At 73.0% G+C, this 11,502-nt stretch carries 8 protein-coding genes and 1 pseudogene; 6 read left to right on the forward strand and 3 right to left on the reverse strand.

Translation table 11 applies throughout. The features are described 5' to 3' along the window. Positions 1 to 702: MerR family transcriptional regulator (locus ACFXPK_RS21895; protein WP_385077815.1), on the reverse strand; the 702-nt coding region annotated here is incomplete at its 3' end. 93 nt (positions 703 to 795) lie between these two features. Between ACFXPK_RS21895 and ACFXPK_RS21900 the strand changes: the two genes are divergently transcribed. The 4 genes from ACFXPK_RS21900 to ACFXPK_RS21915 all read left to right on the forward strand — a co-directional run bounded on the left by ACFXPK_RS21900 (position 796) and on the right by ACFXPK_RS21915 (position 6,213). Next, on the forward strand, positions 796 to 2,358 hold the full coding sequence (locus ACFXPK_RS21900; RefSeq protein WP_385077818.1) for an alpha/beta fold hydrolase: 1,563 nt from the start codon (positions 796 to 798) through the stop codon (positions 2,356 to 2,358). Positions 2,359 to 2,564: 206 nt separating this feature from the next. Further along, on the forward strand, positions 2,565 to 3,305 hold the full coding sequence (uppS, locus tag ACFXPK_RS21905; RefSeq protein ID WP_385077820.1) for a polyprenyl diphosphate synthase: 741 nt from the start codon (positions 2,565 to 2,567) through the stop codon (positions 3,303 to 3,305). A 26-nt stretch (positions 3,306 to 3,331) separates the two neighbouring features. Next, positions 3,332 to 4,819, forward strand: a complete 1,488-nt coding sequence (locus tag ACFXPK_RS21910; RefSeq protein WP_385077843.1) for an oxygenase MpaB family protein — start codon at positions 3,332 to 3,334, stop codon at positions 4,817 to 4,819. A gap of 215 nt (positions 4,820 to 5,034) precedes the next feature. Continuing rightward, positions 5,035 to 6,213: a cytochrome P450 gene (locus ACFXPK_RS21915; RefSeq protein ID WP_385077823.1), complete on the forward strand. Its 1,179-nt coding sequence runs from the start codon at positions 5,035 to 5,037 to the stop codon at positions 6,211 to 6,213. 131 nt (positions 6,214 to 6,344) lie between these two features. Here ACFXPK_RS21915 and ACFXPK_RS21920 read toward each other — a convergent pair whose 3' ends face one another. After that, positions 6,345 to 7,103, reverse strand: coding sequence for a S1 family peptidase (locus tag ACFXPK_RS21920; RefSeq protein ID WP_385077825.1), 759 nt, complete (start codon positions 7,101 to 7,103; stop codon positions 6,345 to 6,347). Positions 7,104 to 7,397: 294 nt separating this feature from the next. On the opposite strand from ACFXPK_RS21920, the gene ACFXPK_RS21925 reads away from it, so the two are divergent. Further along, positions 7,398 to 8,042, forward strand: a complete 645-nt coding sequence (locus tag ACFXPK_RS21925) for a response regulator (protein ID WP_385077828.1) — start codon at positions 7,398 to 7,400, stop codon at positions 8,040 to 8,042. 40 nt (positions 8,043 to 8,082) lie between these two features. Here the strand turns inward: ACFXPK_RS21925 and ACFXPK_RS21930 are convergent, their stop codons facing one another. Further along, on the reverse strand, positions 8,083 to 9,354 hold the full coding sequence (locus ACFXPK_RS21930; RefSeq protein WP_385077830.1) for a sensor histidine kinase: 1,272 nt from the start codon (positions 9,352 to 9,354) through the stop codon (positions 8,083 to 8,085). Between the two features lie 1,620 nt (positions 9,355 to 10,974). Here ACFXPK_RS21930 and ACFXPK_RS21935 point away from each other — a divergent pair. Then, positions 10,975 to 11,286: pseudogene (locus tag ACFXPK_RS21935) on the forward strand (YdcF family protein); the annotation flags it as partial. Positions 11,287 to 11,502 lie beyond the last annotated feature (216 nt).

Here is an 11,502-nt window from a genome sequence, read left to right on the forward strand (position 1 = left end):
GCGGCCCGGCGCGCCCGGAGTGGCCGACCCCCCGCCGCCCCCCCCGCGGGCGCCGGGGGGGGGGCGCGCGCGGGGGCGCGGGGCCCGTTGTGGCGGGCGGCCCCCCCCGCCGCCCCCCCCGGCCGGGGAGCGCCAGTGGTCGACGGGCGGCCTCGCGTCGGTGACGAGCGCGTGCAGCCGGGCGAGGACCAGGACCTGGGCGGGTGTCGGATCCCGGGGGAGCGGGGGGACCGCCGCGTCCACGATGGAGGCGCGCAGCCGGGCCGGCAGCCGCGCGGGCAGTTCACGGCGCCAGAAGCGGGCGAGCGCGGTGGTGCCGGGCGGGGTGGTCACGGCGCCGACGAGGCGCAGCCGTTCGGCGCGTTCCCCGACGGGGCAGTTGCGGAGCGACTGGAGCGCGGCCTCCTGCCAGCGCAGCGCGGTCAGCCGCGAGCCGACCTCCCGCAGCCGCCCGGCGACGACGTCCTCCAGCGCGGACTCCTCCACGAGGACCCGGCCCACGTCGGGGACCGGCAGGTCGAGGGCGCGCAGCGAGCGGATCAGACGGAGCCGGTCCAGCGCCTCGGGGCCGTACCGGCGGTGGCCCCCTGAGCTGCGGGCGGCCTCCGGCAGCAGACCGCGGTCGGAGTAGAAGCGGACGGTCTTCACGGTGACGCCCGCCCGCCGGGCCAGTTCGCCGATGCTCCACGGGGAGTCGTCCACCTCTTGAACCTCCCTCAGGGGGAGTTCCTACGGTACCGGTGTACGGGAAGCGGCCCGGGGGGCCGCTGCGGACCGATCGGAGGAGCGGTGGTCATGGCGACGTTCGTGCTGGTGTCGGGGAGCCATACCGGTGGCTGGGTGTGGGACGAGGTGGCCGCGCCGCTCCGGGCGGCCGGATCCGAGGTGTACGCGGCGACGCTCACGGGCATGGGCGAGCGCCGCCGTGCCGCGGGCCCGGACACGGATCTGGAGACGCACGTCCAGGACCTGGTGGACCTGATCGACTCCATCCCCGCGGCGGAGAGCCCGGGGGACCTGGTGCTGGTCGGGCACTGTTACGGCATCCACCCGGTGCTCGGCGCCGCCGACCGGCGTACGGAGCGGGTCGCCCGGATCGTCCACCTCGACGCGGGTCTGCCCCGGGACGGCGACACGGCGCTCGCGCTCGCCCCCGACCGGACGGTCCGCGACCGGGTGGCGGCGGGGAGAGAGGGCGGCGACGGGGACGACTGGCGGGTTCTCCCGCCGCCGCCGGACGAGCCGGAGCGCTGGGGCGGTACGGACGGCGTCCCCGAGGCGGCGCTCGCACGGCTGGCCCGGCTCGCCGCGCCTCAGCCGCTGGGCACGCTCACCCGGCCGCTGCGGCTGCCGCACGCGGACGCGCTCGCCGCGCTGCCGGCCACCGGGATCTTCTGCACCGCCAACGGATCGGGCATCGCCCTGGTCGAGACGCTGGTGGAGAACGGACTGCCGGGCTCCGAGGCGCTGGCCCGGCCCGAGGTGGGCTTCTTCGAACTGGACACCGGTCACTGGCCGATGCTCTCCGTCCCGGACGCGCTGGCCGGCGTACTCCTGCGGGCGGCGGCCGACGAGGGGCACCGGGTGACCGCGAAGAAGGGCGCACGCCCCGCGCATCTGCGCCGCTTCCTCCTCGACGTTCCGGCGGACGCGCCGGGCGGGGGCCGGGAACGTACCGACCGCACCACCCTGTACTTCCCCCGGGCCGAGGAGCCCCGCCCGGCGGTCGTCCTCGTCCACGGCGGCCCCCTGCCCGCCGGCACCCGCCCCACCCCGCGCGACTGGCCGGTCTTCACCGGTTACGGGCGGTACCTGGCGAGCCTGGGGGCCGTCGGCGTCACGGTGGACCACCGGCTGCACGGGCTGACCGACTACGCCCGCGCCGCCGGGGACGTCGCCGAGGCGGTCGCCCGCGTACGGGCCCACCCGCGCGTCGACGGGGAGCGTGTCGCGCTCTGGTTCTTCTCCGGCGGCGGGCTGCTGCTCGCGGACTGGCTCGCGGCGCCGCCGCCGTGGCTCCGGTGCGTGGCGGCGACGTACCCCGTCCTCGCGCCGCTCCCCGGCTGGGGGCCGGTGGAGCCGCGCTTCCGCCCGGCGGCTGCGGTCGGTTCCGCCGGGGGCCTGCCCGTCGTGCTGACCAGGGTGGGCCGGGAGCGCCCGGAGATCGCGGCGACGGTCGAGGAGTTCCTGTCGGCCGCCGGGGGCGGCGGGGCGCGGGTGGAGGTGATCGACGTACCCCTCGCCCACCACGGTTTCGAGACCGCGGACGACGCCGGCCCGGAGGCGGCCGAGCGGGCGCGGCACGCGGTGGACCGCGCGGTGCGCGCGGTGCTGGCCGAGATGACGGTGGGCCCGTAGGACGATCGCGCAATCGGACTGACGTGCTGCGGGTGAAGGGGGCGGGATCGGGCTGTGCCCGGCGCCGGGGACCGGCACTCTGCTGAGTGCTGGCTGTCGATGTGCTGACCGTCGATCCGAGGGGGAGCGTTGTCACGGCAAGGGCGACGACCACGGCAACGGCGACGACCACGGCAACGGCCGTGGCCACGGCCGGAGGCGCGCCCATGACGCCCGGCGGATCCGCCGCAGACGTGCCACGCCACGTCGCGTGCGTGATGGACGGCAACGGCCGGTGGGCGGAGCGCCGTTCCCTGCCCCGTACGTCGGGCCACCGCGCCGCCGAGAGCACGGTGATCGACGTCATCGAGGCGGCCAGGACGGCCGGGGTGGAGTGGCTGAGCCTGTACGCGTTCTCCACCGAGAACTGGCGGCGTCCCAGCAGCGAGATCGACTTCCTCATGGGGCTGGTGCGCCGCGTCGTCCGCAAACACGCCGCGCTGCTGCACGCGCGCGGCATCCGCTGCCGCTTCCTCGGCGTCGCGGACCCGAGGATCCCCGCCCCGCTGGCCCGGGACTTCGCCGATCTGGCGACGCTGACCGGCGCGAACCGGGGCATGACGCTGACCGTGGCGTTCGACCACGGCGGGCGCGGGGACATCGTCGAGGCGGCCCGCTCCCTCATCCGCAGCGGGGTGGCGGCCGACACGGTCGACGAGCGGTGCTTCGCCGCTCATCTGCCCTTCCCCGACACGCCCGACGTGGACCTCGTCATCAGGACCTCAGGCGAACAGCGCATCTCCAACTTCATGCTCTGGCAGGTGGCCTACGCCGAGTGGGTCTTCCCGCGGGTGCTCTGGCCCGACTTCCGCGCGCCGCACTTCCAGGAGTGCCTGCGCGCCTACCGGCAGCGCGACCGCCGCTTCGGCGGCGTGGCGCCGTACACGAACGGAGAACCCCAACCGTGACGGACCCGGACCCCAGCCCCACCACCATCGCCGGCGATCACGAGGCGTCCGCCGCCGACGCCACCGGGCCGTGGGCCGAGGCGCCCCTCGGCTCCCTCTTCGGCCCCGACTCGCAGTTCCACCGCTTCTTCAACGACCCGCGCTGGGCGCTGGCCGTGGTCAGGGCCACGGTGCTGGAGGCCGCCCATCCGCAGATCGGCGCGGCCCTGGCCGACAACTCGACGTTCGTGGCGCACCCGTGGCGGCGGCTGCGCAACACCCTCGTGAGCCTCCAGCGCATGTTCGGCGCCGACGACCACCAACGGCAGCGGGAGGCGGCGCGCCTCAACCGTCTGCACGCCCGGCTGAGAGGTACGGACGAGCGGAACCGGCCGTACGACGCGATGGACCCCCAGGTCCGCGCCTGGGTGGTCGCGACGCTCTTCGAGAGCTCCGTCACCATGTGCCGGCTGAGCGGCCAGCCCCTCGACCGGACGTCCATGGAACGCCTCTACGCCGAATTCCAGGCGTTCCTGGCGGTCTTGGGACCCGACGCCGGTCATCTGCCGCCCACCCTCGGCGAGTTCTGGCCGTACTACGACCGGGTGGTCGAGGAGGAGCTGGAGAACACCGAGGCGCTGCGCATCATCCTCTACCAGCTCTTCGACCATCTCCCGGCGCCGGCTCTGCTGGAGGGCCTGCCCACGGTGTGGGCGGCGGGCCGGGCGCTCGCGGGCCCGGTCATCGGTACGGTCACGGTGGCGTCCCTCCCCGAACCCTTCCGGCGCCGGGCGGGCCTGCCCGAGGTCCCGGGAGCGCGGACGCTGATGCAGGGCGCGTACGTGGCCGCGGGTCTGGCGCGCCACCTCCCCGACAACTGGCTCAGGACCGAGAACCTCGTCGACCTGCTCCACCTGTCCCCGGACGGCGACACCGCCGGCGCCGCGACGCTCACGGCCCTGCGCGACCGGATGGACCGGGCCGGCGCGCTCTTCCGCCTGATCACCCCGTTCCCCGTACAGCACACTCCTGCGGAAAGGCCCGGGGACCCGGGCACGCGTCGGAGCGCCGAGGAGTTCTTCACCGAGGTCCTGGACCAGACGGGCAACGGCTATCTGGACTGGCCCGATCTCGCCGCCATGGCCCGCGAACTGTCCACCCGCCTCGATCTGGACGAACCGGAGGAGACCCGGCTCTACCAGGCGTTCGCCGACTGGTGGCGGGAGCTCCAGACAGCCCTGGACACCGACGGCGACGGCCGCGTCAGCCAGGAGGAGTACGCGGCGGCCACCCCTTCCCTGGCCGGCCCGGCGCTGATCAGGGTCGCCGAAGTGCTCTTCGACGTCACCGACGCGAACGGCGACGGCACCATCGACACCGACGAGTACCGCGCCCTGTTCAGGACCGCCTTCCGCCGCACGATGCAAGAAGCCGACGCGCGCTACACCCGCGGCGCCTTCGTGAAGGACTTCCTCTCCTTCATGTCCGGCCGCCGCCGCTCGACCGGCTACGACCCCCTGCTCGCCGACGCGTAGGGCGCCCGCGGCTCCCGGCACACCGCGTACCGGGACCGGGGAGGGCGCGCGTGCGTCCCACGCGCCGCCGCGCCCGACCCCGGCACGGCGGCGCGCGCCGGGGGCCCGCGGGCCGGGACCGAACGGCTGCTCCCGGTCGCCCACGCCTGCCAACGGAGCGGGATCGTGCCTACGCTCGCCGGTGAACCGGCCACCTCAGGAAGGGAAGCGCAGGCGTGACCGACCCGCTGAAGGACCCGCGGTTCTTCGCCGACCCCTATCCGACCTACGCGAAGCTGCGCGACGCGGCCCCCGTACAGAAGGTGCCCACCGGCTCGGGAGGGCGCCACAGCTACCTCGTCACCGGGTACGCGGAGGCCCGGGAGGCCTTCACCGATCCCCGGCTGTCGAAGGACACCGCCCGGTTCTTCGCCGGCCAGCCGTCGCGGCGCGACCTCCACCCCGCCGTCTCCCGGAACATGCTGTCCACGGACCCGCCGGGGCACGCGCGGCTCCGTGCGCTGGTGACGAAGGCGTTCACCACCGGGGCGGTCGCGCGGATGCGCCCGTACATCGCCCGCCTGGTCGGTGAACTGCTGGACGCCTGGCCGGAACACGGCCCGGTGGACCTCGTCGCGAGCCTCGCCGTCCCGCTGCCGGTCACCGTCGTGTGCGAGATGCTGGGCGTGCCCGAATCCGACCGCCCGCTCGTACACACCTGGTCGGGCGAGCTGTTCTCCGCCGGGGACCCCGGGCGGACCGACGCCGCCTCGCACGCCCTCGCCGGCTTTCTGACCGACCTGGTCGCCGCCGCGCGCCGTTCGCCCGGCGAGAGCCTGCTGGACGACCTCATCGCCGTACGGGACGCCGGGGACGGGCTGACCGAGGACGAACTCGTCTCGCTCGGCGTGCTCCTGCTGGTGGCCGGCCATGAGACCACGACCCACTTCATCGGCAACGCGGCCCTGGCGCTCCTCCAGCACCCGGGGTCGTCGAAACGGCTGCGGGAGGAACCGGAGTTGCTCGGCCGCTCCCTGGACGAGCTGCTGCGCTTCGACTCGCCGGTCGGTATCGCCACGTTCCGCCACAGCACGGAGGCGCTGACGCTCGGGGGGACCGAGATCCCGGCGGGTGTCCCGGTGCTCATCGCCCCCGGCGCCGCCAACCGGGACCCCGCCCGGTTCGCCGCCCCGGACCACCTCGACCTCGACCGCGACGCCACGGGACACCTCGCCTTCGGCCACGGCATCCACCGCTGTGTGGGAGCCCCGTTGGCACGCGCGGAGGGCGAACTCGCCCTGAGGGGAGTCCTGTCCCGGTTCCCCGAGGCCCGACTGGCGCTTCCGGCGGCGGAGTTGGAGTGGCGGCACACACGGCTGACGCGGGGCCTCGTATCCCTGCCGCTCCTCGTGTGAGGCCGTGGGGCCGTGGGGCTGTAGGGCCGTGGGACTGTGGGGCACGGTCAGGGGCTCTCATCCCCGCACGCGGCCGTCACCGGAGAGCACCGCCCCGCCGCCCTGGTCCGGGCGGCGGGTGCCGTCGCCGGTCACTCCGCGGTGGCCCGCTCGATCCACGCGCGGTGGGCCGTCAGATCGGTGTAGATGCCGGGCCCGGTGGCGCACTTCGGATCGGCGTCGCCGTCGCGGCTGGTCGCCCCGACCAGTTCCCACCGACCGGGACGGCCCGTGACCATGGGCCCGCCGGAGTCGAGGATGCAGGCCTGCGCGTTCTCGGTGGGGCTGTCGGTGCACAGCTCGTTCCCGGCGTTGTAGTTCTCGCCGCACCGGTCGTCGGGGACGACCTCGGTGTCCAGCTCCTGGAGACGGAGCGGCGGGTCCGGGCACTCGCTGCCGTCCTCGCAGGTCATCCCCCAGCCGAGGATCCGGGCGTCGGCGCCCGTCGACGGGGACGCGGCGGCCACGTCGACGGGCTGCGCGTCCACGGGGTGGTCCAGCTTCATGACGGCCACGTCGTCGCGGAACGGCTCGTAGGAGAAGTCCTCGTGCGTGACGATCTCGGTGACCTTCGCCGCCGCCCCCTTCGTACGGTCGTGGTCGCCGACCCGTACGGAGAGCTGCTCGGGCTCGATGTCCACCGTGCAGTGCCCGGCGGTCACGATCCAGTCCCGCTTGATCAGGGAGGCTCCGCAGTAGTGGTGGCCGTCCTTCTGCACGCTCACCATGAACGGGTACGGCGAGGTGGCGTCGTGCCCCCCGATGATCGCCGATGCCGACGGTGCCGCGGTCATGGTGAGCGTGACCGCCCCCGCCACCGCACACAGAGCCGCCCTGCCGCGCTTGATCATCTGTCCTCCTGGTTGTCCCGGGGGAAGCCCCGTACTCCCGTCCGCCACGGGAAACGCTCGGCCCCGTGGCGGACCTGACGCCGTCCATCGTGTTCCGGCGGGTGTCCTCGGCGCGTCACCCTCCGTGCCCGGGGTGGACCTGCCCGAAAGTCGTACGGCGCAGCGGCCGGCTCGTACCGGGGGACGACCATGAGGCGCGCCGGGCAGGCGGATCACCGCGGGCCGGCCGGGCCGGGGACGGCGGATACCGTGTACGGGCGATGTCGCCCGTACACGGACAAGGAGGTGGCGTGAGTGACCGTCAAGGTGATCCTCCTCGACGACGAGAAGCTGGTGCGCAAAGGCATCCGGATGATCCTCCAGGCCGAACCGGACATCCAGGTGGTCGCCGAGGGCGATGACGGCTCGGCGGCGGTGGAACTGGTGGCCGAGCACCGTCCGGACGTGGTGCTCACCGACATCCAGATGCCCCGCGTCGGCGGCCTGGAGGTCGCCCGGCGGCTCGCCGCGCTGCCCGATCCCCCCGTCGTCGCGGTGCTCACCACCTTCGACGTCGACGAATACGTCTACGCCGCGCTCCAGCACGGCGCGTCGGGGTTCCTGCTCAAGGACAGCTCGCCGCGCGAACTGTCCGACGCGGTACGGGTCCTCGCGCGCGGCGAGGCGATGCTCTCGCCCCGTATCACCACCAAGCTGCTGGGCGCCTTCGCCACGGGCGCGGTCGCCCCGCGGGCACGGTCGCGGATGGCGGAGCTGACCGCGCGCGAGCGCGAGGTCGCCATGGCGGTCGCGCGGGGCCGCAGCAACTCCGAGATCGCCACCGACCTGGCAGTGAGCCCGTCCACGGTCAAGGTCCACCTCAGCCGGATCATGACCAAGCTCGACGCCGCCAACCGCACCCAGGTCGCACTGATCACCCACGACGCCGGACTGATCTGACCGCCCGGCGCCTCGGCGGAACGCCGACGTCCTCGACCGGTCAGGCCCCGGTCGCGGCCGTTCCCGGTACGGACACGGGCAGCGCGGCGTCGACACGGAAGCCGCCGTCCCCGGTGGGCCCGGACTCGATGGTGCCTCCGGCCAGACGGACCCGCTCCGTCAGACCGATCAGCCCGTGCCCCCCGCTGGGCAGCAGCGGCTCACCGTCGTCGGCCGGCGCGGCGGGTCGCTCGGGCGGCCCGTTGACGACCCCGACGCGCACCGCCCGCGGACCGAACACGAGACGGATCCGCGTCGTGGCGCCGGGTGCGTGCTTGTGCACGTTGGTCAGAGCCTCCTGCACGACCCGGTGCGCGGCACGCTCCACCGGCTCCGCCAGCCGTTGGGGCGTGCCCTCGACGCTCACGGTGACGGGCAGCCCGGCGGTCCGGGAGCCGTCCGCCAGCTCGGCGATCCTGTCCACGGCCGCACCGGGGCCGGACCCCCGCCCGGCGGGATCGTGCGCCCCGTCCCCTGACCCGTCCTGCGCGGTGTCGCTTCCCTCGGCCGCCCTCGGCTCCCCGGCCCCGGCGTCCGGACCGTTCCTGAGCAGCCCCAGCATCTCCCGCAGCTCGGTGAGGGCGCGCCGCCCGGCCGTCCGGATGATCTCCGCGGTCTCGCCCGTCACCTCCGGGTCGTGGGTGACCGCGCTCAGCGCGTTGGCGTGTACGACGATCAGACTCACCTGGTGGGAGACCACGTCGTGCATCTCCCCCGCGATGCGCCGCCGCTCCTGTTCGCGCGCCGCCTCGGCGACCAGCCGCTGCTCCCGCTCGGCACGCTCCGCCCGTTCGACGAGACCGGCGACGACGGCGCGCCGCTGACCCACGTACAGCCCCAGCAGCAGCGGCACCAGGCAGGAGAAGACGAAGTTCACCGCGAACCAGAGCGTCACCGTCCGGAGGCTGGACCAGGCCGCCGCGTCCCAGGGAGCGAGCACCACCAACCCGACACCGGCAGAGACCCAGACGACCAGGCGACTGTGCGGCCCGCGATAGGCCCCCTCCGCGTAGAAGGCGAAGGGCGTCGCGAAAGGGGAGACCTGAAGGACCTTGGCGAGCAGCGCGGCGCCGAGCACCAGCTCGGGAGCCCGCCTGCGCACGAGCAACGGCAACGCGCTCACCACGGCGAGCACCGGATTCCCCCAGGGGCCGGCCGGTCCCAGATAGGGATTCTGGACGCTGTTCCACACGGAGAACAGCAGAACGACCCCCACCAGCCCCAGATCCACAGCCCGCGCCGACACCAACGGCGCCCGAGGCACAGGCACCACCACCGGTCTCCCGGCCGCGCCCCCACTTCCACCGGGCAGGAGCGCCCAGCTTCGCAGCGTGGTCCGGAGCTGGCGAGTGCGACTGGTGGTTCTCACCCGGCGAGGATAGATGCCACCCCCGGCCGGAAACCGGGCGGAGGCCGGTGGCGCGGCCCGCCACCTGCGCGTGGGGACCGGGGAACGCAGTGACGGAGGGCACTGGACTCGAACTCGTGAGGAGTGACCCCGGTCATGTGTGTCAACTGTCCGCTCGGGGGCCCGGTGGCAGCCAGGAACATCCTGAACTGTGACGAAGCGCTTAGGGCGGCCCCCCTTTCGGACGGAGTCGAACGTGCGCGCATGAATGCCCGTGTTCGATGTGCCCGGAAGCCCGGAAGCCGGGACTCCTGAGGCGCAGCGACCGACATGGACGAGGGGACGGCGCTGGGTGCGGAAGGTATTTCCGGCGTCGTCCTGGATGGACGGTCCGGGAGCCCGCTCGGACTGAGCAGACGCCCGGAACCTGCTTCTGCCGCAACTTCAACGGGCACGTTTCGCGCTCTTATGGACCTTGAAGCCCATCGAAGCCCCAGAGCTTGTGTGCCGCGATGGCCAGGAGAAACCAAGGCGACGAGCAGGGTTTCTGGTGCCCTGCGTTCACTTGCTCGGACAGTTGCGCTTGTCGTGCCCGTGGTACTGACACACGCTGCACCTACCAGCGTTGGGAGAGACGCCACACGACCGCTTGTCGTGTCCTCCCACACCGCACCAAGAGCAAGTGCGGGTCCCGCTCGCGCTCATCTTTTTCCTCCGTCTTGTTCGTGGCTGGCCGCCATCGGGTGGGGAGTCTAACGCCGCGAACTCCTTATTTTGGCGTTTTGTCAGACTGTCGAACCTATGTCTCACCGCATAAGGGGCGGTGGGTCCGGTTTTCTTCGAACGGCCCTGACGGTCGCAGGAGTTGTGCGTGCACGTGCTCAATCTTTCTCGGGAGAATGTGACATGTAGGAGAGCCGATGGAGGCGTACGGCACTCGGTCCACAGACCTGTGTGGTGTTTGGGTCCGTCGACCTTTCCCTGTGCCAGTGTTGAAGACGGTCGGAGAGAAGAGGGCGCTCACGCGGTCGTCCTTCCTGCGATCTTGAGCAGGACCAAACGATCTTTTCCAGCGATGAGCGGTCGTGAGAGCCAGACCGCCTCCGGACAGGTTGGTGCCGGTGGCTCGACGGGGCTCGGGCGGGGACGAAGGCTGTCGTGTGCCGAGGCGGACCAGGGATCCATGATCGGCGACAGTGGCGTGGACCAGTGCGTTCGCCACCAGCTCGGAGACGCGGAGGTGAATTCCCCTTGCCTGCCCTACGGACTCGGGTTGGGCCTAGAAGAAGCGCTGCACCGGCTCGATCACTGTTGCCCTCCTGACTCGGTCTCCAGGTGACGGGTGCTTCCCGGGCTGTGGCGCCCCCCCCGGCTGGGGGCAGTCGGCGGGCAGGAGGTGTGGGCCCGGCGGACCAGAAGCAGCAGGGAGCCGACCGCCTTGGTCAGCCAGCCGCGTTCAGCGGCTTTCGCCTTCGGGCCGAGGAGGTGCGATGCGGCCAGGGCGAGCACGCCAGAGACATCCTGCAGGGCCGACATGTCCAGCAGGCCGGCATCACCCCGACGACGGTGCTGCTGGTCTCCACGCCCTACATGGAACGGCGATCGTTCGCGACCGCCCGCAAGCTGTGGCCCGACGTCGAGATCCTCTGCGCATCCGAGCCGCTGGAGTTCGACGACTACGTGAAGTCCATCGGCGACGAGAAGCTCGTCCTGGACATGCTCGTCGGTGATCTCCAGCGGGTCACCGAGTACCCGAAGCTCGGATTCGCCATCGAGCAGGAGGTCCCGGAGAACGTGCGTGGAGCGTCCGGATCCCTCGCCCACGACGGCTTCACCAGCTGCCTCATCGCCTCCTGACCTCCCCGGGCCGCCCTCTCCGCCGCGACCGGTGCCCGCGCGTATGTGCGCGGGACGGAGGGCATGACCCAAGACGACCCGGCACCGTACGGAGACCAACGTGGTTTGGGGCCCCCCCGCGGGCCCGGGGGGGGGGGCGGGTATTTGGCGGGGGTGAACGTGGGGGGGTGATGAGTTGTACGATAAGGGGGGGGGGGGCCCACAACCCACAAAAAA

The sequence above is a fragment of the Streptomyces sp. NPDC059142 genome, from assembly GCF_042755665.1.
Classification (GTDB): domain Bacteria; phylum Actinomycetota; class Actinomycetes; order Streptomycetales; family Streptomycetaceae; genus Streptomyces.